17 protein-coding genes are annotated in these 20,241 nt (G+C 56.0%); 10 read left to right on the forward strand and 7 right to left on the reverse strand.

Annotated elements, in window-relative coordinates; translation table 11 throughout:
- The first annotated feature begins 18 nt into the window (after positions 1 to 18).
- The 5 genes from trpB (at position 19) to ACXAF0_RS01230 (ending at position 6,137) form a co-directional block, all read left to right on the forward strand.
- Positions 19 to 1,236 (forward strand): tryptophan synthase subunit beta, encoded by a 1,218-nt coding sequence (gene trpB, locus ACXAF0_RS01210; protein ID WP_475342957.1) that lies wholly within the window; start codon positions 19 to 21, stop codon positions 1,234 to 1,236.
- The gene (gene trpA, locus ACXAF0_RS01215; RefSeq protein ID WP_475342958.1) at positions 1,233 to 2,081 is read left to right on the forward strand and encodes a tryptophan synthase subunit alpha; all 849 of its coding nucleotides are present in this window, start codon (positions 1,233 to 1,235) and stop codon (positions 2,079 to 2,081) included. Before trpB ends, trpA begins: the two co-directional genes overlap by 4 nt.
- 55 nt (positions 2,082 to 2,136) lie before the next feature.
- The gene (accD, locus tag ACXAF0_RS01220; protein ID WP_475342959.1) at positions 2,137 to 3,063 is read left to right on the forward strand and encodes an acetyl-CoA carboxylase, carboxyltransferase subunit beta; all 927 of its coding nucleotides are present in this window, start codon (positions 2,137 to 2,139) and stop codon (positions 3,061 to 3,063) included.
- A 1-nt stretch (position 3,064) separates the two neighbouring features.
- Positions 3,065 to 4,354 (forward strand): bifunctional folylpolyglutamate synthase/dihydrofolate synthase, encoded by a 1,290-nt coding sequence (locus ACXAF0_RS01225; RefSeq protein ID WP_475342960.1) that lies wholly within the window; start codon positions 3,065 to 3,067, stop codon positions 4,352 to 4,354.
- 130 nt (positions 4,355 to 4,484) lie between these two features.
- Positions 4,485 to 6,137 (forward strand): methyl-accepting chemotaxis protein, encoded by a 1,653-nt coding sequence (locus ACXAF0_RS01230; RefSeq protein WP_475342961.1) that lies wholly within the window; start codon positions 4,485 to 4,487, stop codon positions 6,135 to 6,137.
- Positions 6,138 to 6,311: 174 nt separating this feature from the next.
- Here the strand turns inward: ACXAF0_RS01230 and ACXAF0_RS01235 are convergent, their stop codons facing one another.
- The gene (locus ACXAF0_RS01235) at positions 6,312 to 7,073 is read right to left on the reverse strand and encodes a hypothetical protein (protein WP_475342962.1); all 762 of its coding nucleotides are present in this window, start codon (positions 7,071 to 7,073) and stop codon (positions 6,312 to 6,314) included.
- A 302-nt stretch (positions 7,074 to 7,375) separates the two neighbouring features.
- Between ACXAF0_RS01235 and polA the strand changes: the two genes are divergently transcribed.
- Positions 7,376 to 10,195, forward strand: coding sequence for a DNA polymerase I (gene polA / locus ACXAF0_RS01240; RefSeq protein WP_475342963.1), 2,820 nt, complete (start codon positions 7,376 to 7,378; stop codon positions 10,193 to 10,195).
- Between the two features lie 89 nt (positions 10,196 to 10,284).
- On the opposite strand, the gene dapB is transcribed toward polA, so the two are convergent.
- The 4 genes from dapB to ACXAF0_RS01260 all read right to left on the reverse strand — a co-directional run bounded on the left by dapB (position 10,285) and on the right by ACXAF0_RS01260 (position 15,209).
- A complete protein-coding gene (dapB, locus tag ACXAF0_RS01245; RefSeq protein ID WP_475342964.1) occupies positions 10,285 to 11,085 on the reverse strand; it encodes a 4-hydroxy-tetrahydrodipicolinate reductase in 801 nt (266 codons plus the stop codon).
- A gap of 129 nt (positions 11,086 to 11,214) precedes the next feature.
- Positions 11,215 to 12,351 (reverse strand): molecular chaperone DnaJ, encoded by a 1,137-nt coding sequence (gene dnaJ, locus ACXAF0_RS01250; protein ID WP_475342965.1) that lies wholly within the window; start codon positions 12,349 to 12,351, stop codon positions 11,215 to 11,217.
- Positions 12,352 to 12,455: 104 nt separating this feature from the next.
- Complete coding sequence (gene dnaK, locus ACXAF0_RS01255; RefSeq protein WP_475342966.1) at positions 12,456 to 14,372, reverse strand: molecular chaperone DnaK; 1,917 nt, start codon at positions 14,370 to 14,372, stop codon at positions 12,456 to 12,458.
- A gap of 336 nt (positions 14,373 to 14,708) precedes the next feature.
- The gene (locus ACXAF0_RS01260; RefSeq protein WP_475342967.1) at positions 14,709 to 15,209 is read right to left on the reverse strand and encodes a DUF2244 domain-containing protein; all 501 of its coding nucleotides are present in this window, start codon (positions 15,207 to 15,209) and stop codon (positions 14,709 to 14,711) included.
- A gap of 191 nt (positions 15,210 to 15,400) precedes the next feature.
- Between ACXAF0_RS01260 and nth the strand changes: the two genes are divergently transcribed.
- Complete coding sequence (gene nth / locus ACXAF0_RS01265; RefSeq protein ID WP_475346209.1) at positions 15,401 to 16,042, forward strand: endonuclease III; 642 nt, start codon at positions 15,401 to 15,403, stop codon at positions 16,040 to 16,042.
- Positions 16,043 to 16,089: 47 nt separating this feature from the next.
- On the opposite strand, the gene ACXAF0_RS01270 is transcribed toward nth, so the two are convergent.
- Positions 16,090 to 17,463 (reverse strand): penicillin-binding protein activator, encoded by a 1,374-nt coding sequence (locus tag ACXAF0_RS01270; RefSeq protein ID WP_475342968.1) that lies wholly within the window; start codon positions 17,461 to 17,463, stop codon positions 16,090 to 16,092.
- Between the two features lie 2 nt (positions 17,464 to 17,465).
- Between ACXAF0_RS01270 and rsmI the strand changes: the two genes are divergently transcribed.
- Positions 17,466 to 18,524, forward strand: a complete 1,059-nt coding sequence (gene rsmI / locus ACXAF0_RS01275) for a 16S rRNA (cytidine(1402)-2'-O)-methyltransferase (protein WP_475342969.1) — start codon at positions 17,466 to 17,468, stop codon at positions 18,522 to 18,524.
- Positions 18,525 to 18,526: 2 nt separating this feature from the next.
- Positions 18,527 to 18,910 (forward strand): YraN family protein, encoded by a 384-nt coding sequence (locus ACXAF0_RS01280; RefSeq protein WP_475342970.1) that lies wholly within the window; start codon positions 18,527 to 18,529, stop codon positions 18,908 to 18,910.
- A 21-nt stretch (positions 18,911 to 18,931) separates the two neighbouring features.
- On the opposite strand, the gene ACXAF0_RS01285 is transcribed toward ACXAF0_RS01280, so the two are convergent.
- Positions 18,932 to 19,339 (reverse strand): DUF2000 family protein, encoded by a 408-nt coding sequence (locus ACXAF0_RS01285; RefSeq protein ID WP_475342971.1) that lies wholly within the window; start codon positions 19,337 to 19,339, stop codon positions 18,932 to 18,934.
- A 32-nt stretch (positions 19,340 to 19,371) separates the two neighbouring features.
- Here ACXAF0_RS01285 and ACXAF0_RS01290 point away from each other — a divergent pair, with 32 nt between their 5' ends.
- Entirely contained in the window at positions 19,372 to 20,235 is an 864-nt protein-coding gene (locus ACXAF0_RS01290; protein WP_475342972.1) for an AraC family transcriptional regulator, read from the forward strand.
- Positions 20,236 to 20,241 lie beyond the last annotated feature (6 nt).

A 20,241-nucleotide genomic window follows, 5' to 3' on the forward strand; every position in this document is an offset into this window, starting at 1 on the left:
AATCCACGGGGAACTTCCATGACGTCTTCTGCACCTAACAGCTTTCGCGCCCTGCCCGATCCGGACGGACATTTTGGCAATTTTGGTGGACGCTTTGTCGCCGAAACCCTGATGCCGCTGATCCTTGATCTTGAGCAGGCCTACAAGGACGCCAAGGCAGACCCCGCCTTCAAAAAGGAGATGGATTACTATCTCCGTCACTATGTTGGCCGTGAAAACCCGCTTTATTTTGCCGAACGCCTGTCTGATCACCTTGGCGGTGCAAAGATCTATTTCAAGCGCGAGGATCTCAACCACACCGGCGCGCACAAGATCAATAACTGCATCGGCCAGATCCTGCTGGCCAAGCGCATGGGCAAAACCCGTATCATCGCCGAAACCGGCGCCGGTCAGCATGGCGTTGCGACCGCGACTGTCTGTGCACGCTTTGGCCTGCCCTGCACGGTTTATATGGGCTCGAAGGATATCGAACGTCAGTCGCCCAACGTGTTCCGCATGAAGCTGCTGGGTGCCGAGGTGAAACCGGTGGTATCGGGCTCAAACTCGCTGAAAGATGCGATGAACGAAGCCCTGCGTGACTGGGTCACCAACGTTGAAGATACCTTCTACATCATTGGTACGGCTGCTGGCCCGCACCCCTATCCGGAAATGGTTCGTGATTTCCAGTCCGTGATTGGCAGTGAAGCCCGCGAACAGATCATGGAAGCCGAAGGCCGCCTGCCCGATCAGGTGATTGCATCGGTTGGCGGCGGATCGAACGCGATTGGCCTGTTCCATCCGTTCCTTGATGACAAGGGTGTCGATGTCGTGGGTGTCGAAGCCGCCGGTCACGGTGTGCATACCGGCAACCATGCCGCCAGCCTGTCGGCCGGTCGCCCGGGCGTTCTGCATGGCAACCGCACCTATTTGCTGATGGATGATGACGGCCAGATCAAAGAAGCCGATTCGATTTCGGCAGGTCTAGATTATCCGGGCATCGGGCCGGAGCATAGCTGGCTTAAGGATATCGGTCGCGCGCGCTACGAGCCGATCACCGACAAGGAGGCCCTGGATGCCTTCAAGCTGTGCTCGGAACTCGAAGGCATCATTCCCGCACTGGAATGCAGCCACGCAATCGCGCAGATCATGAAAGAGGCCCCGAAAATGGGCAAGGACCAGATCATCCTCATGTGTCTGAGTGGCCGGGGTGACAAGGACATCTTTACCGTGGCCGAAGCACTGGGAGTAGAATTGTGAGCGACGCTATCATCGGCGGCCAGGACCGCATCGCCAAACGCTTTGCCAAGCTCAAGGAAGAAGGCCGTGCTGGTCTGGTGACCTTTATCACCGCGGGCGACCCGGATCCGGAAACCTCGTTTGAAATCCTCAAACAACTGCCTGATGCCGGTGCCGATATCATCGAACTGGGCATGCCGTTTACCGATCCGATGGCCGATGGCCCCGCCATTCAGGAAGCATCGATCCGCGCCCTTGATGCCGGGATGCATATGCGCAAGACGCTGTCGATCGTACGCGGCTTCCGCGATCAGGACCATGAAACGCCGATCATTCTGATGGGCTATTACAACCCGATCTATATCTATGGCGTTGCCGAATTCCTTGAAGATGCCCGCAATGCCGGGGTGGACGGCCTGATTGTTGTTGATCTGCCGCCCGAAGAAGATGCAGAGCTGTGCATTCCGACCGTGGAAAAGGGCCTGTCCTTCATTCGCCTGACCACGCCGACCTCGGATGACAAGCGCCTGCCGAAACTTGTTCAGAATACTTCGGGCTTTGTCTACTATGTCTCGGTTGCTGGTGTGACCGGTGCCGGATCGGCCAGCAACGACCAGATTGTCGAGGCCATGGGGCGCTTGCGTCGCCATACCGATCTTCCGATTGCGGTCGGGTTTGGCATCAAGACGGCCGAGCAGGCAGCCGACGTGGCAAAGCAGGCAGACGCCGCAGTGGTCGGGTCGGCAATCGTATCAAAAATTGCCGAAAGTCTTGACGAAAACGGCAAGGCCACCGATAAGACCGCCTCTATGGTTACCGGCCTTGTAAGTGAACTTGCAAACGGGGTCCGAAACGCGCGCAAATAGCTGGCGCTGCGTTTGAAAGAACCGATATAGACAGAACCAAGGATCAGTATCCGATATGTCGTGGCTGACTGAATTCGTCCGTCCAAAGATTCAGAAACTTGTTCGCCGCACCGATGTGCCCGAAAATCTCTGGCACAAATGCAAATCCTGCGAACAGATGATCTTCCATCGCGATCTGGCAAAGAACAATCATGTTTGCCAGCATTGCGGTCATCACATGCGGATTTCCGCCAAGGACCGTCTCGAAACCCTGTTTGATGGTGGCAAGTACCAGACCATCGAACTGCCGAATGTTTCGGTCGATCCGCTGAAATTCCGTGATCAGAAAAAATATACCGACCGGCTCAAGGCCGCCCAGGCCAAAGCAACCTTCAAGGATGCGCTGGCAGTCGCCCATGGTGAAGTCGGCGGTCATGCCACTGTTGTCGCCGTGTTCGATTTCTCCTTCATGGGTGGATCGATGGGCATTGCAGTTGGCGAAGGCATCGTTGCTGCGGCTGAACTGGCCTGCGTGCAGGATGCGGCCCTGATCATCGTTCCGGCTTCAGGTGGCGCACGCATGCAGGAAGGCATTCTCAGCCTGATGCAGATGGCCCGCACCACGGCCGCAATTGAAAAGGTCAAGGAACAGGGTCTGCCCTATTTCGTACTGCTGACCGATCCGACCACCGGCGGTGTTTCGGCATCCTTTGCCATGCTGGGTGATATTCAAATCGCCGAGCCGGGCGCACAAATCGGCTTTGCCGGGCGTCGCGTGATCGAAAGCACCATCCGCGAAAAACTGCCAGATGACTTCCAGACGGCAGAATACCTTCTGGAACATGGCATGGTGGATATGGTCGTGCCGCGTTCTGAACTGAACGCGACCTTTGGCCGCCTGATCGACATGATCCGTCGCACCAAACCGGGTGCGGCTGTGGTGCCGATCAAGGACGCCAAGGCAAAGGCATCCAAATCCAAAGATCTGAGTGCGGATAAATAACTTGGCGGGCAGCGACGCAATCCTTGCTCGCCTCGGCAAGCTGCACCCGAAAGTCATCGACCTTTCGCTTGAGCGGATTACCCGGCTGCTGGAAAAGCTGGGCAATCCGCACCTTGCCCTTCCGCCTGTCATTCATATTGCCGGCACCAATGGCAAGGGATCGACCCTTTCCTATCTGCGTGCGATCTATGAGGCGGCTGGCCTTCGGGTGCATTGCTCCACATCCCCACATCTGGTGCGCTTCCACGAACGCATCACCCTTGCCGGGAACATGATCTCCGAAGACGCGCTGTGTGACCTTCTTGAAGAAGTCGAGGCGGTCAATGGCGGCGTATCCATTACCTTTTTCGAAATCACGCAAGCTGCCGCGTTCCTTGCCTTTTCGCGGGTTCCCGCCGATGTGCTGTTGCTTGAAACCGGCCTTGGCGGACGTGTCGATGCGTCCAACGTCATTGATGCCCCGGCGGCAACCGTGATCACGCCGATTTCGCTCGATCATCAGGGGTTCCTGGGCGACACAATCGCCAAGATCGCGTTCGAGAAAGCCGGGATCATGAAAACCGGCGTGCCGTGCATTATCGCCCCGCAATGCCTTGAGGCATTTAACAAACTGGCCTGCTACGCCAATCGCATTTCCGCACCGATCTTCAATGATTTCGAGGTCACCAAGGAACGCGAAGACGGCTTTGCCATCCGCATTGGCACCGATCACATCGATCTGCCCCATCCGGCCCTGCCCGGACGCCATCAATACACCAATGCCACCACCGCGATTGCCACGGTGCGCAAGGCCCGCATTCCCGGCTGTGACGGCATGGATACGGATATCCTTGCCTGCGGTCTTGAAACAGCAAGCTGGCCTGCACGCTTGCAAAAGCTCACCACCGGGCCGCTGTGCGAGGCCCTGCCGGATGGCTGTGAGCTCATTCTGGATGGCGGTCACAACATCGCCGCGTCCGAAGCCATTGCCGACTGGCTGTCACGCCAACCGGCTGGCGACACGGTCGTTATCATGGGCATGCTTGATAACCGCGATGCCGAAGCCTTCCTGAAACCACTCGCAACCCACATCACGGCCTTTGCCGGTGTGCCCATCCCTGGTGAACATCAGGCGCACCTGCCTGAGACGCTCCGTGATGCGGCAATTGCCTGCGGGATTACCCCCTCCTTTTCGTCTGCAGGCTTTGAAGCGGCCATAACCCCGCTTCTTGACGCCTGCGCGCGCCCCAAACGCGTGCTTATTCTCGGCTCGCTTTATCTGGCCGGTCTGGTTCTGGACAATCATTCCTGAATTATCCTACAGTTTTGATTGATACTATCTTTTAACCTTAAAAACTTCTCCATTCGGGGAGTGTAATCACTCAACTAAAACAATATATCAGTCGGTACAAATTCAAACCGATGCACAGGGAACGCCAAGAATGTCTACTCTTGCCAAATCAAGCGGGCGCACCGATGTGCCGTCCGGCTCGGTCGCAGTTATTTCTGCGTCTTTGCCTCTGACCTTCAAATCCAACGTTAAAAAGGCGCTTGCTTTAATTGTCAGCGACTTTTCCGGACGGTTTGGTATCAACGAAGACAGTCACGAACTGCTTCCCTATTGGATGTCCGTTCTTGGCTATGACAGCGAGTTTAATCAAAGCCTGACGGTCGATCGCCTTGCTGAAACTTTCTTCAAGTCCGAGATCGACGGCAGTGATATCGCCAATGTCTATGCCGCAGCACTTGAAAAAGTCACGGCGATCCTTCTTGCCGGATCCCGCTGGAAACCTGGCCAGGCAGCAGCCACGATCAACACATCACAAACGGCATTTCTGCAGTCACAGGAAATCCTCACACATGCCCTGTGTCAGCAGCGCTTTGCCGAAATTCAAAACAGCGCCGGTAACAAGTTCGCCGACGAGATGCTTGATCAGAACGTTGAACTATCCATGTCGATCAACGAAGTGGCTGTAATTAACTCGACCCTGATGAAGGAAATGGCTGACATTGATGGTCAGGCCCAGTCCATCGCAGCCGCTGTTGAAGAAATGGCGACCGGCATTACAACCATCAGCGAGAATTCCCGCGAAATCGCCGAAAAATCACAAAGCGCGCGCAACACAGCGCAAGATGGTGCAGAAACCATCTCCAACACGGCGGAAAACATGCGCCGGGTGGCACATGCGGTTAATGACGCGACCAAACGCGTCGAATCGCTTGCCGAAACTTCCGAAAAGATCGGTGCGATGGTTGAAACCATCGAAAACATTGCATCGCAAACCAACCTGCTTGCGCTTAATGCCACGATTGAGGCAGCGCGCGCCGGTGAAGCGGGCAAAGGCTTTGCCGTGGTTGCCGGTGAAGTGAAAAACCTTTCAAGCCAGACGGCCAAGGCCACGGTCGATATCCGCGACAATATCGTCATGCTGCGCGAAGAAATTGGCGGCATTGTCGAAGCAATGCGCACTGGAGCCGAGGCTGTCGAGGCTGGCGATGCCTCAATGAATGATGCCGTCGGCTCGATGAACGACATTGGCGACATGGTTTCTGACGTTACCGACCGCATGGGCGATATCGCCGCCATTCTCGAACAACAGGAACAGGTCGCAGCAGAAGTTTCAGACCGTGTGGCAAATATCGCTGCCGATACCGCCGATAACGTCAAACGTATCGAAACCAGCATTAGTGCGACGGACTCTGTCGTCACCAAGGTTGGTCAGCAAATTGGCGCATTGGCCGAATTTGACATTCCCAAGAAGGCCATTCGCATTGCCAAGTCTGACCACGTTATATGGAAGAAACGTCTGGCAGACATGCTTGCCGGTCGTCAGGCCCTTTTTGCCGATGAATTGGCAAGCCATATGAGCTGCCGGTTGGGCAAATGGTACTACAGCCCCGAGGGCAAGGCGCTTGCTGACTCTGCGGCCTATAAGGAAATCGAAGGTCCGCACAAGATCGTGCATGAATGCGGGATCGAGGCCGTCAAACGCTATAACGACGGGGATGTCGAAGGCGCACTGGAACTTTATGGCAAGGTCGAAGCCGCCTCGCGTGAAGTTGTTCGACTGCTCGATGCATTGGTGAAAAGCTGAATGAAGAAATTATCATAAGACACTGGTATATATTCGCTTTCAAAATCCGGATAATCACCTGCGATAAAGACTGGTCATAACTCCCGCCGCCTTCGCAAGTGATTATCCAATAATTCTAATATTTGACGTTACGGATTTTCTGCAAGCTGTTGAAATCATGTTTCAACAGTGTTCTCAGACGTCAGGCAATTCGATCTTGCGACGTGGCGTGCCATTTGACGGCCCATCACCGCCATCCGTGCTGCGCAGGCGCAGATTGCCTGCCTTGTGCACGCGGCGACGATTACCCTGAACCGGCGGCGGCAGGCCGTTACTGCCTTTGTTTGCCGCATCGTTTCTGGTCAGGCCAGGATCACCATTTTTGGCGGCCTCGCGTTTAACCTTGCGCCCGGTAAGCCAGGTATATCCCAGCACATAAAGCAGAAATCCACCCACGCCCACGGTCAGTGTCAGGAACTGCAAAACCGGTAGGAAACTGCCAAAAATCTGCCCACCGCCATAGATCATGAAAATGCAAAGGGCCGCCACGGGGGCCAATGCCAGAAAGAAGATGCCGCGCACCTTGTGGCGGATCGGGCCGTAATGCATCAGCATCGCATAGAAAAGATACATCAGCGCGACAAACACCACGAGTTTGATCAGCAAAATGAAGTGGTCAAAATTGGCAAGGCGTTGATTGCGCTCGTAAATCCCGAAGACAACAAACAAACCATGGACGATCAGGCCAAACAGGCCAAAGGTCAGAATAAAGCGCAGCCAGACGCTGACGCGAAAAAAGCTGCGCCATCCTGAACCGTTCGCCTTGCGACGGTCTTGCTGCTGTTTGCGTTTCCGGGAGGCGAGCTTCATGTCATCTGAAAGCTCACGCGCCGGACCTGCCGTTTCCACGCCGATGCCTTTTGGCAAAAATTCCGGCTTGCTTGTTTTCCGGGCCACGCACCCGATCTCCCACGTCCCTTGGGATGAATTTACCCGCTACCATAGCAATCCCGGGGCAAGCTGATAAGCACAAAGAAGAATGATGCTAAAAAACCCGGCAAATGAGGGCCTTACCCTTCATGTTTCGAAATCGAAACGATGAACGATCCCTGTTTTGATTTGCCCACCAAATACATGCGCATTTCTGTCAGGAGGCTTGGTGGTTTTTGCCCCAAATCGGCAGGCGGTACTCGACTTAAGGGCCCGGATCGGGCATTCTTCGGGCCAATCATTTCAACGCATAAAAGAGCACGAAACGCATGACAGATTCCGCCCCGTCCAATACCGGTTCGTCCGCCGACAAAGCCCCGCGTCGCGTCGTTCTGGTTGACGGTTCCGGCTTTATTTTCCGCGCTTTCCACGCCCTGCCGCCGATGACGAGCCCCGATGGCACACCGGTCAATGCGGTTTACGGCTTTTGCACCATGTTGATGAAGCTGCGCGAAGATACCAAACCCGACCATATGGCGGTGATTTTTGACACCAAGGGCAAATCGTTCCGAAATGATTTTTACCCGGAATACAAGGCACACCGTCCGCCGCCCCCCGAAGAACTGGTCCCGCAGTTTGGCCTGATCCGCGATGCGACACGGGCCTTTAACCTGCCCTCAATCGAACTTGAAGGCTATGAGGCCGACGATCTGATCGCGACCTATGCCCGGCAGGCCGAGGCCGAGGGTTCTGACGTAATTATCGTGTCTTCGGACAAGGACCTCATGCAGCTTGTTACCGATCGGGTGCAAATGTTTGATGCGATGAAGAATCGCACCATTGGCGCGGCCGAAGTGCTTGAAAAATTCGGCGTCAATCCGGACAAGGTCATTGATATTCAGGCGCTTGCCGGTGACTCCGTTGATAACGTGCCCGGTGTTCCGGGCATAGGCGTTAAAACCGCCGCCCAACTTATTGATGAATATGGTGATCTTGACTCTCTACTGGAGCGCGCCGGCGAAATCAAACAACCCAAGCGCCGCGAGAAACTGGTCGAAAACGCCGAACTTGCCCGCGTGTCGCGCGATCTGGTGACGCTCAAGACAGATGTCCCGGTGGTCGAACCGCTCGGTGACTTCGAATTGCGCGAACCTGATCCCGAAGTTCTTTTAAGCTTTGTGGCAAGTCACGGCTTTAAATCATTGCTTTCTAAAGTAAAGTCGAAATTCGGCGGTGATGTCGAATTTGAAAGCCCGACGGCCGCCGGTGTTGGCGTTAATGATATCAAGGTCGAAAAGGCCGAATATGAACTGGTGCAGGATGAAGAGCGTCTAAAGCACTGGATTTCCGAGGCTGAATACCTTGGCACCGTCGCGGTGGATACCGAAACCACATCGCTTGATGCCCACACCGCCAAGCTGGTCGGCGTTTCGCTTTCGACCGAGCCCGGCAATGGCTGCTACATCCCGCTCGGCCATGTCAGCGGCGAGGCCCAGGGTGGTTTTGATTTCGGCGACAACCCCGATGAAAACAAGGACGCCCCCAAGCAAATCAAGCTCGAACGCGCGATTGAGCTTCTCAAACCGCTGCTTGAAGATCCGGGCGTGCTCAAGGTCGGTCAGAACCTGAAATACGATATGATCGTTCTGGCCCGTCATGGCATCAAGGTCGCGCCCATGGATGACACGATGGTGCTGTCCTATGTGCTCGATGGCACCAGCCACGGGCACGGCATGGATGAACTGGCCGAGCTGCACCTTGATTACAAACCGATTTCCTTCAAGGAGGTCTGTGGCAGCGGCAAGACCCAGATCACCTTTGATCAGGTCCCGCTCGACAAGGCACTGGACTACGCGGCCGAGGATGCCGATATCACGCTGCGTCTGTATCGGTTGCTCAAACCCCGGATCGCCCAGGAACATATGGCCAGCGTCCATGAAACGCTGGATCGTCCGCTGGTCCCGGTTCTGGCCGAAATGGAAGGCCTTGGCGTCAAGGTCGATGCCGAAATCCTTAAAAACCTGTCGGATGATTTCGCCAAACGCATGGCCGCCCTTGAAGAAACCATTCACGAAATGGCGGGCGAACCGTTCAATCTCGGCAGTCCCAAGCAGCTGGGCGAAATCCTGTTTGATAAAATGAGCCTGCCGGGCGGTAAAAAGACCAAAACCGGCGCCTGGCAGACCGGGGCGGATGTCCTTGAAGCCCTCGCCGCTCAAGGTCATGACTTACCAGCCAAGCTTCTGAAATGGCGTCAGCTTTCCAAGCTTAAAAGCACCTACACCGATGCGCTGGCCCATCACATCAACCCCAATACCGGGCGAGTGCACACCAGCTACGGTCAGACCAACGTCAATACCGGGCGTTTGTCATCAAACGACCCGAACCTGCAAAACATTCCGATCCGAAGCGAGGAAGGCCGCAAAATCCGTACCGCCTTTGTCGCCGAACCGGGTCACAAGCTGATTTCTGCCGACTATTCGCAGATTGAGCTGCGTCTTCTCGCCCACGTGGCCGAGATCGAAGCGCTGCGCGACGCCTTTAAAAACGGCGAAGATATCCACGCCGCGACCGCCTCAAAGGTCTTTGGCGTCCCGATCGAGGGCATGGACCCGATGGTGCGTCGCAAGGCCAAGGCGATCAATTTCGGCATCATTTACGGCATTTCGGCCTTCGGTCTCGCCAATCAGCTTGGCATTGCCCAGAAGGAAGCCAAGGAATTCATCGAAGCCTATTTCGAAATTTATCCAGGCATCCGTGACTACATGGATGAGGCCAAGGAATTCGCCAAAAAGCATGGCTTTGTTCGCACCCTGTTTGGCCGTCATATCCATATCAGCGGCATCAATGACAAGAACGGCATGCGTCGAAGCTTTGGCGAGCGTGCCGCAATCAACGCGCCCATTCAGGGCGGTGCGGCCGATATCATCAAACGTGCGATGATCGCCGTACCCGATGCCTTGCTGGATGCCGGGCTCAAAACCCGCATGCTGCTTCAGGTCCACGATGAATTGATCTTTGAAGCCCCGGAAGACGAAACCGAAAAGGCGATCAAAACCATCCGCGACGTCATGGAAAACGCCGCCCACCTGTCCGTGCCGCTCATTGCCGACGCCGGCATTGGCGACAGCTGGGCGGATGCGCACTGATCTTAGGCTTCTGAACGCAAAAAAGACCCCACTGCAGATCCTTGCAGCGGGGTCTTCTTATATTAGGTGCGTATTGTTGTGCTAAGCGATTAGAGTCCCAGTACTTCACGCATGGAATAAAGCCCCGGCGCCTTGTCTTCGGCCCATTTCGCAGCACGGACCGCGCCCTTTGCAAAGACTTCGCGTGACGATGCCTTGTGGGTAATCTCGATCCGCTCGCCCTCGCAGGCAAAGACAACCGTATGATCGCCAACCACATCGCCACCGCGCAGGGTCGCAAAACCGATGGTGCCATCTTCACGCGCACCTGTATGGCCTTCGCGCGACCGCACCGATACTTCATCAAGATCAACACCACGGCCCTTGGCCGCCGCTTCACCCAGTCCCAGCGCCGTGCCCGACGGTGCATCAACCTTGTGTTTGTGGTGCATTTCAACGATTTCGATGTCGGCCACATCCTTATCAAGGATGCTTGCCACCTTCTCGACCAGCGCGAAGGCCAGGTTCACACCGACACTCATATTCGGGGCAAAAATGATCGGGGCCTTTTCGCCTGCGACCTCCAACTCGTCTTTCTGATCATTGGAAAGGCCGGTGGTGCCGATCACAAGGATGGTGCCCGTTTCTGCGGCCAGTTTCGCGTGTTTCATGGTCGCTGCCGGAGCGGTGAAATCAATCACCGCATCAACCGCTTCAAACAGTGCCTTGGGATCGTCGCCAACGACAACACCGCTTTCTTCCAGACCGGCGATCAGGGTGACGTCCTTGCCGATGAACGGGCTTCCGGGCAGGTCGGTACCGCCACCAACCTCACAACCCTTGGTCTTGGCGGTTTCATTCACCAGCATCCGCCCCATACGGCCAGCACATCCAACAATCCCGATCTTCATTTCCGGTATCCTTTGGGTAAGTAATTTCAAATTCGTATTTGCTTTAACACAAGGCCCGGGCGGCGCAAAACAAAACCCCCGGCAAAGCTGCCGGGGGTTTGTGATATCGATCTTTAAAGGGCAGGCCGATCAGTCGGTCAGGTCTTTCCAGATTTCTTTCATCTTGGAGAAGAACCCTTCACTTTCCGGGCTGGAGCCCTCTTCGCGCGAAATCTCGTCAAATTCCTCAAGCAGTTCCTTCTGACGGTCTGTCAGATTGACCGGGGTTTCGACGCTGACTTCGACAAACATGTCACCACGTGCCTGGCTGCGCAGGATGGTCATGCCCTTGCCACGCAGGCGAAGCTGCTGACCGGACTGGGTGCCTGCCGGGATGTTGATCCGCGTGCGCGTACCTTCGATCGTCGGGACCTCGATGGTGCCACCAAGGGCGGCCTTGCCCATCGGGATCGGGATCCGGCAATACAGGTTGGCGCCTTCACGCTGGAAGAAGCGGTGATGGGCAATATCCAGGAAGATATACAGATCCCCCGGAGGAGCCCCATTGGTGCCCGCCTCACCCTCGCTGGCAAGGCGAATACGTGTGCCGTCTTCGACACCGGCCGGAATGGTGACCTGAAGGGTCTTTTCCTTTTCGACGCGACCGACACCGTGGCAGGATTTGCACGGATTTTTGACGATCTTGCCTTTGCCGTGGCAGCTCGGGCAGGTGCGTTCAATGGTGAAGAAGCCCTGCTGTGCGCGGACCTTGCCGTGACCGTTACAGGTCGGGCAATTGACCGGTTGTGAGCCGGCTTCGGCACCGGTTCCGTCACAGGCGTCGCACGATACGGACCCGGGGATAGTAATCTCGGCCTTTTTGCCTTCAAATGCTTCTTCAAGCGAGATCGCCATATTATAGCGCAAGTCCGCCCCGCGGGACGATCCGCCACCACCGCGGCGTCCGCCGCCCATGGCGCCAAAGATTTCATCAAAGACATCGGCAAAGCCGCCGCCGCCGAAGCCGCCACCAAAGCCGCCTCCGCCACCGGGGCCGCCCTGTTCAAAGGCAGCGTGGCCAAAGCGGTCATAGGCCGCACGTTTTTCCTGATCCTTCAGGATTTCGTAGGCTTCGTTGACCTGTTTGAATTTGACTTCAGCTTCGGTATCGCCCGGGTTTTTATCCGGGTGACATTTCATCGCTTGCTTGCGATAGGCGCTTTTCAGCTCGGCTGCGCTGGCATCTTTGCTGACACCCAACAGCTCGTAATAATCTTCTTTCGCCATCTGTAACTCCGAAATACGGTCGGGCCGTTCCAGCAAATTCTTGCGTCCGGAACGGCCCGATTCTTCTTTACAGGGCGTCGTTCAAGACGACCTCTGCGGTCGCCTTACTTGTCTTTTTTGTTGTCATCGACTTCTTCGAAGTCGGCGTCAACAACACCATCATCGGCCTGAGCAGAGGCATCGGCTTCCGGTGCTTCGCCGTCACCAGCTTCTTCCTGCTGGGCCTGATACATGGCTTCGCCAAGTTTCATCGAGGCCTGCTGCAGTTCGTTCAGCTTGGTGGTGATGGCTTCGGCATCTTCACCGTCCTTGGCTTCTTTCAAAGCCGACAGGGCGTTTTCGATTTCCGACTTGGTCGCGTCGTCAACCTTGTCACCATGCTCCGAAAGGTTCTTTTCGGTGGCGTGGATGATGGCTTCTGCCTGGTTGCGGGCTTCCACAAGGGCCTTGCGCTGTTTATCAGCTTCGGCATTGCTTTCCGCGTCCTTGACCATGTTTTCGATCTCGTCATCGGAAAGACCACCAGATGCCTGAATGCGGATCTGCTGTTCCTTGTTGGTCGCCTTGTCCTTGGCAGACACGTTGACGATACCGTTGGCATCAATGTCAAAGGTCACTTCAATCTGCGGAACACCGCGCGGTGCCGGCGGGATACCCACCAGATCGAACTGGCCAAGCATCTTGTTGTCGGCTGCCATTTCACGTTCACCCTGGAAGACGCGGATGGTCACGGCCGTCTGATTGTCTTCAGCGGTCGAAAAGGTCTGCGACTTGCGGGTCGGGATCGTGGTGTTACGGTCGATCAGGCGGGTGAAGACACCACCGAGCGTTTCGATACCAAGCGACAGCGGGGTCACATCGAGCAGCAGAACGTCTTTGACGTCACCCTGCAGGACACCACCCTGAATCGCGGCACCAAGGGCAACAACCTCATCCGGGTTAACGCCTTTGTGCGGATCACGGCCAAAGAACTCTTTAACGCGTTCCTGAACCTTCGGCATACGGGTCATACCACCGACCAGAATGACATCGTCGATTTCACCTGCGGTGATACCGGCGTCTTTCAGGGCCGCTTTACACGGGGTCATGGTGCGTTCGATCAGATCGGACACCAGACCTTCAAGCTTCGCACGCGACAGCTTGATGTTGAGGTGTTTCGGACCCGACTGGTCTGCGGTGATGAACGGCAGGTTGACATCGGTCTGCATCGACGAGGACAGCTCGATCTTGGCTTTCTCGGCAGCTTCTTTCAGACGCTGCAGGGCCAGACGGTCCTTGCGCAGGTCGATCTGCTGTTCCTTTTTGAACTCGTCCGCAAGGTAATCAATGATCTGTTTGTCGAAGTCTTCACCACCAAGGAAGGTATCACCGTTGGTCGATTTAACTTCGAAAACGCCATCGCCGATTTCCAGAACCGACACGTCAAAGGTACCGCCACCAAGGTCATAAACGACCACGGTGCCGCCGTCTTTCTTGTCTAGGCCATAGGCAAGGGCAGCTGCGGTCGGCTCGTTGATGATACGCTTGACTTCAAGACCAGCAATCTTGCCGGCGTCTTTGGTCGCCTGGCGCTGGGAATCGTTGAAGTATGCGGGAACGGTAATAACGGCTTCGGTGACTTCTTCGCCAAGATGGCCTTCGGCGGTTTCCTTCATTTTCTGAAGGACCATGGCTGCGATCTGGCTCGGCGCCATTTTGTCGCCATTGACTTCAACCCATGCGTCGCCGTTCTCGCCCGAGATGATTTTGTACGGGACAAGGTCCTTGTCTTTTTCGACTTCCGGATCGCCGTAACGACGACCGATCAGACGCTTGATGGCAAACAGGGTGTTTTCCGGGTTGGTGACAGCCTGGCGTTTCGCCGGCTGACCGACAAGGCGCTCACCATCATCGGTGAAAGCGACCATTGACGGGGTGGTACGAGCACCTTCGCTGTTCTCAATCACGCGGCCTTCTTTGCCGTCCATGACTGCGACGCACGAGTTGGTGGTGCCAAGGTCGATACCAATAATCTTACCCATAGTAAGTTCCTCTTTTAGCGGCCGGTCCGTCCCGCAGCCTCCGAAATGAAGCGCCGCGCAGGACCTCCTGGGACCAATGGTTGTAATACACGTAATTTTTCTGGGGGCTCTTCGTTACCCCGCGAACCTATATATGAAAGTCGCCACAAAGTCGCAAGCGGTCAAAGTGGGGAAACTTGGCTGTTTTTTGCCTTCCAACCGCAAATTTTATCCGATTAGGCGCATATCAGGCCCGGCAAACCCGCGCAAAGGGCAAGGTAAGCCGGTTTTTTGGGTCTAAAACCCAGCTTTCGAATTGTCTCATAACCGGGTTGCAAAACAGTCAGATCAAGGGAGCTAGATCGGAATATCGGCGGGATTACAGCGAGTTTGACGTAAAACAGCCTCAAGCTTGATTGCCAGATCCTCTTTTTCATCTGCCCCCAGAAAACGCGCAATTTCGAGACTTTTGCCATGCGTGCGCAAGAAAAGGGTCGCTTGTTCATCCTCGTCCCGTTCCAGAACAACACGCAGCCAATAGGGCTGAAAATCAAATTCCTGGCGTTCGCCGCGCACCGAAATCCGCGTTACCCGAAGGTTGCCCGGCGCCAGTTCAATGCGTTCTTCCTGACGGGCTGAACGGAAGCTGAAATAAAATGCCAGCGACAGCAAAATTACATCCAGCCCCAAAAACCCGATCACCGGCCACGCACCCACCGACCAGAAGATAAAGCCGATGGTGGTGGTGAGGGCAGCCAGAAACAGCACAATATTCCGCGCAGCCCGACGCGACAGCGATCGCGGCGGAAACAGATCCACCCGAAAGATCGGTTTTGCTGAGCGCGGCACGTTTGGCATGTGAATTACCTGTTGCTGGATGCTCAATTGTGCGCCCGGGCACGGGGCAGCTGCAATCAAAATTCGATTTTTCAAACCTCACAGTTTATATAGTTTGCTTTAAAGAGATCGGATCAGCGGATCGCCACCAACAAAAACCCCCGCCCCAAATATCGATATATAAAAAGAGATTGCAGTCCATGGCCCGCCCGATGAACAAAGCCGCCATCGAAGAGTTTTTCCAGCGTCTGTCCGATGCCGATCCGGAACCGAAGGGGGAGCTGGATTACACCAATCCCTATACCCTTCTGGTCGCGGTTGCACTATCGGCACAGGCGACTGATGTCGGGGTGAACAAGGCGACCAAAAAGCTGTTTCAGATTGTCGAAACCCCGCAGGACATGCTTGATCTGGGTGAAGAAGCCCTGATCGAGCACATCAAGACCATCGGGCTTTATCGCGGCAAGGCCAAGAACGTCATGGCCGCGGCCAAAATCCTTGTCGAAAAGCATGGCGGGGTCGTGCCCAACGATCAGGAAGCGCTTGAAGAGCTGCCCGGTGTCGGGCGCAAGACCGCCAATGTGGTGCGCAACATCGCCTGGGGCGAACACACCATGGCGGTTGATACCCATATTTTCCGGCTGGGCAACCGGACCGGCATGGCCAATGGTAAAACGGTTCTGGCGGTTGAAAAGGCGCTTTTGAAAAAGGTCCCACCGCGCTTCATGACCCATGCCCATCACTGGCTGATCTTGCATGGGCGGTATATCTGCAAGGCGCGCAAGCCGCGCTGTGGCGACTGCATCGTCAATGATCTGTGCAATTACAAAGACAAAACGCCTGCCGAGGCATGACCTGGCAGGCGTTCCGAATTTTCTTAAGCCCTTACTGCGTTTGCTGATCAGAAAACCAGATCAAAGCTTGCCGGCGCCGGGGCGATCACCTCGGCACCATCTGGCTGGATTTGCATGATGGCATAGCCGCGTTCGGACTGGCCATCCGGGGTCAGGCGGAAAATACCATCCACACCGACAAACCCGCCCGGATTGGTCAGGGTCTGCTGGCTCATATTGTTTTCATCGCGCGCCATCAGGGCCGCCAGAGCCGTGCTGTCATAGGCAAGGCTTGAGATGCGCGGCGGCTGACTGCCAAAGGTGCGCTCAAAGCGCGCGGCAAACAGTTCCCAGTTTTCCGGATTGGGGGCGGCATAAATCCCGCCCTTAAGCGCCGGCTCGGCAAACAGGCCAGGATCGTTCCAGCCGAATGTACCGATAAACTGCACGACGGACGGATCAATATCGAAATAGGCCAGAAGCGAGGACACCTGACGCAGCTCTCCACCCGTCGCGGGCAGGATCAGGGCATCAAAATCAAGCTCGCCAAAGGTGTCGACGCCTTCCAAGCGCTGCAGCGCGCGTTTCGATCCGGCACTGCCATCGGCTTCAAGCTGTGCCTTGTGGGCGCGCAGGTTCGCGCGCCGTGCATCGTAATTGGCGAAGTCGCGAATGGTCTGCTGCAGTTCTTCCGAGCCCGGCTGATAAAACGCCACACGGCCCAGGTTCCCGCCAACGCGCGAGACAACTCTGTTCAGCCCACTTTCGATCTGGCGGCCATAATCGTTTTGCGGCAGAAGGGCTGCGAAACGATAGCGCCTCTGTGTTGTGGCATAACCGGCCGCACGAGCGATCTGATCTTCAGGGATCAGGCCATTGACCCAGACACCACTTTCCGCCACCCGGCGGTTATTGGAAAACGCCACCACCGGCACATTGGCGGCTTTGGCAACTTCACTGGCGCCACTGACCGACTCGGCAAACAGCGGCCCCAGGATCATCTTGGCACCCGCTTCGACCGCTTCGCGTGCGGCATTCTGCCCACCATGATAGGTCCCGGCGGTATCAACCGGCATCAGGACAAAATCATCACCGGCAATGTCAAACATCGCGAGTTCGGCTGCATGGCGCATCGCCCGACCCAGTTCGCCATGCTGACCCGAGAGCGGTAACAACAAGGCAACCCGCTTTTCAAAGACGGCGGCCTCATCGTTATAAAGCATCGGAAGTTCTGCCCCTTCGCCTTCTGGCAGGGCGGCTTCGCTGGGCCATGGGTTGGCATCGGGAATCAGGCCCTGATCCGGGGCACTGGTGGGATCCACGGTATTCGAAGCCGGCTGATTGGCGCTTTCAACCGGCGCCCCATCACGTTGCGATCCGAACAGGTCCGTGATACTCGTGGTCGCATTACATGCGCTTAGCCCGAGAGAGAGGACAACCACAGATGCCGTCCGGCGCGCGATCCGGCCCCAAGCCGGAAATAGATCCGAATACCGATCCTGATCTGACAACGCGTCACAAGGCAGCGCCTGTTTCTGCATCCGGTTCTTTGACGGATGACGTTTCGGACAACCCACTCTCACCTCCAGATAAGTCGTTTCGACCGCAGGGTAATGCGGGCGAGGATGCAAGTAAACATGATGAAAGCCATTTGCCGCTTTCAGCTGGTCTTTATCTTGTTGCTACTCCAATCGGAAATTTGGGCGATATTACGTTCAGAGCGCTCGAAATCCTCAAACGCGCCGATGTCATCCTGTGCGAAGACACAAGAACGTCGGGTAAATTGTTGTCGCGCTATGGCGTGAAGACCAAGCGAATCGCCTATCACGAACATAATGCCGCGCGCATGCGCCCGGAAATCATGGACCGCCTTGCAAAGGGTCAGGGACTGGCACTGATTTCCGATGCCGGAACACCCTTGATCAATGATCCGGGCTACAAGCTGGTGCGCGATTGCAAGGAAGAAGGCTTTAACGTCACCGCCGCCCCGGGCGCGGCATCGCCGATTGTGGCCCTGATCCTGTCGGGCCTGCCAAGTGATCACTTCTTTTATGCCGGTTTCCTGCCGCCCAAAACGATGGCACGCAAAAAGGAACTGGCGCGCTTTGCCCCGATCCCGGGCAGCCTGATCTTTCTTGAAAGCCCCAAACGCCTGGCCGCAAGCCTGGCCGATATGGCCGAAATGCTGGGCGGCACCCGCGAAGCCGCCGTGACGCGCGAACTGACCAAGATGTTTGAAGAAGTTCGCAATGGCACCCTTGCCGATCTTGCCGCCCATTATGATGAGGCCGGCGCGCCAAAGGGTGAGATCGTCGTGATTGTCGGCCCGGCTGACGCCAGCGAGGCCGAACCAAGTGCCGAGGATATTGACGCGCGCCTGAGCGCGTTGATCAAAACCCACCGCACCAAGGAAGCGGCCGATATCCTAGCCCGCGAAACCGGCCTTAAGAAGCGCGATCTTTATAACCGTGCGCTTGAACTCGCCAAATCGGACCCGGATTGACCATGGTCCGGCCCCGCCCCTTGCCTGATAACACATCAAGCCGCAAGCGGGCGGAACGGGCCGGACGCCGGGCGGAAACACTTTGTGCCCTTTGGTTGCGTCTAAAAGGCTATCGCATTCTGGCCACCCGCCATAAAAGCCCGGTCGGTGAAATCGACATCATCGCCAGCCGCGGAAATATCCTGATCGCGGTCGAGGTCAAAAACCGCACGGATCGTACAGATGCCCTTCACGCCATCACCCCAAGACAACAAAACCGTATCGCCCGTGCGCTTGAAGCCTATGCGGGCAATATCGGCCATTCGGGCGACCTGCGGCTTGATCTGATGATTGCCGGGCGTTGGGGACGGATCGAGCATCTCAAAAATGCGTGGCAGGTTTCATAATCTGCGAAACCTGCCCCAAGCTCAGGGATGAATCTTTGCACCCTTGGTGATTTTATCGACATTGCGTTTGTCGGTGTGAATGCCAATACCGACAAACTTCGTGTTTTCCGGATCAGCCTTGGCGAACACATCGCGATTGGCGGCGTCATGGCCGGTGGCAAACATGTCCTCGATATAGGCCGAGACCCGCACCCCGCGATTTAAGGCACGCTGGTGGATTTTCGCAATCGTGTCCTCGTCTGCTGCCAAAACGATGGCCGGTTGCCGGGAAAGCGGATTATAGATGTTCTGGTTGGCGTCAACATACGGCTCCCCGATAATGTCCGGCGTCTGGGCGACAATGCCGCTCATCAAAAACGCCGTAACATTCAGGGATTGCCAAGTTTCAAGATCATTGCGCAAAATCAGGGCAACTTTGGTATCAAACATTTCCTTCCTCCAATCGGTCAGATGATCCGGTAATGAAAGAAGCAATAGACCAGCCTGATGATCGCGGTATTGAACGTTTGTGCAAAAAGCGCGAATGGTTCGTCGCCGCCCCGACCGCACCGGGGATCGAGCGGATCGAAGCCCTGTTTTATGGCAACATGTTTACCCCGCACCGCCACGATACCTATGCGCTTGGCATCACCCTGCAAGGTGTTCAGACCTTTAATTACCGCGGGGAATTTCGCGCCAGCAATCCGGGCAATATCATCATCCTGCATCCCGACGAGCTCCATGACGGCGGGGCGGGGACCGATGACGGCTTGCAATATCGCATGCTCTATCTTGAACCGGCCTTGTTGCGATCAGGGCTCGATCACGATGCCGATCCCCTGCCCTTTGTCGGTGAACCGGTTATTCAGGACCCGGTATTATGGTCAATCATGGCCACTGCCCTGGGCGAGCTTGAGCGCGATATGGACCCGCTTTTGCATGATCAATTTGTCGCCGATATTGCCCAGCGCCTGTCATTGCATGCCAAGGCGCCATTAAAACGCCCGCGCTTTACCGCCAGCCACAGCATGGATCAGGTCCGTGCCTTTCTGGAAGATAACTATGACCGATCGGTGCAATCTGACGAGCTTGAAAAAGTTGCCGATATGGATCGTTTTCGCCTGATCCGCCATTTCCGCGCCCGGTTCGGTACAACACCCTATCGCTATTTGATGATGCGCCGCCTGCAAAAGGCACGCGCGTTGATGACGCTTGGTCAACCGCTTGCCGGGATCGCGGCGGAAACCGGCTTTGCCGATCAAAGCCATTTCAACCGCCATTTCCGCCAGACTTATGGCGTGTCGCCGGGGCGTTGGGCGGAATTGTTTGCCAGCAAACCCCATTGATCAGGG

Source organism: Thalassospira sp. ABD4_177 (genome assembly GCF_056160125.1).

What these genes read in the sequence shown, in the direction of transcription:
- trpB (WP_475342957.1), top strand. Translation starts at nt 19, where the DNA reads ATGACGTCTTCTGCACCTAACAGCTTTCGCGCCCTGCCCGATCCGGAC.
- accD (WP_475342959.1), top strand. Translation starts at nt 2,137, where the DNA reads ATGTCGTGGCTGACTGAATTCGTCCGTCCAAAGATTCAGAAACTTGTT.
- ACXAF0_RS01230 (WP_475342961.1), top strand. Translation starts at nt 4,485, where the DNA reads ATGTCTACTCTTGCCAAATCAAGCGGGCGCACCGATGTGCCGTCCGGC.
- polA (WP_475342963.1), top strand. Translation starts at nt 7,376, where the DNA reads ATGACAGATTCCGCCCCGTCCAATACCGGTTCGTCCGCCGACAAAGCC.
- dapB (WP_475342964.1), bottom strand. Translation starts at nt 11,085, where the DNA reads ATGAAGATCGGGATTGTTGGATGTGCTGGCCGTATGGGGCGGATGCTG.
- dnaJ (WP_475342965.1), bottom strand. Translation starts at nt 12,351, where the DNA reads ATGGCGAAAGAAGATTATTACGAGCTGTTGGGTGTCAGCAAAGATGCC.
- dnaK (WP_475342966.1), bottom strand. Translation starts at nt 14,372, where the DNA reads ATGGGTAAGATTATTGGTATCGACCTTGGCACCACCAACTCGTGCGTC.
- ACXAF0_RS01260 (WP_475342967.1), bottom strand. Translation starts at nt 15,209, where the DNA reads ATGCCAAACGTGCCGCGCTCAGCAAAACCGATCTTTCGGGTGGATCTG.
- nth (WP_475346209.1), top strand. Translation starts at nt 15,401, where the DNA reads ATGAACAAAGCCGCCATCGAAGAGTTTTTCCAGCGTCTGTCCGATGCC.
- rsmI (WP_475342969.1), top strand. Translation starts at nt 17,466, where the DNA reads ATGCCGTCCGGCGCGCGATCCGGCCCCAAGCCGGAAATAGATCCGAAT.
- ACXAF0_RS01280 (WP_475342970.1), top strand. Translation starts at nt 18,527, where the DNA reads ATGGTCCGGCCCCGCCCCTTGCCTGATAACACATCAAGCCGCAAGCGG.
- ACXAF0_RS01285 (WP_475342971.1), bottom strand. Translation starts at nt 19,339, where the DNA reads ATGTTTGATACCAAAGTTGCCCTGATTTTGCGCAATGATCTTGAAACT.
- ACXAF0_RS01290 (WP_475342972.1), top strand. Translation starts at nt 19,372, where the DNA reads ATGAAAGAAGCAATAGACCAGCCTGATGATCGCGGTATTGAACGTTTG.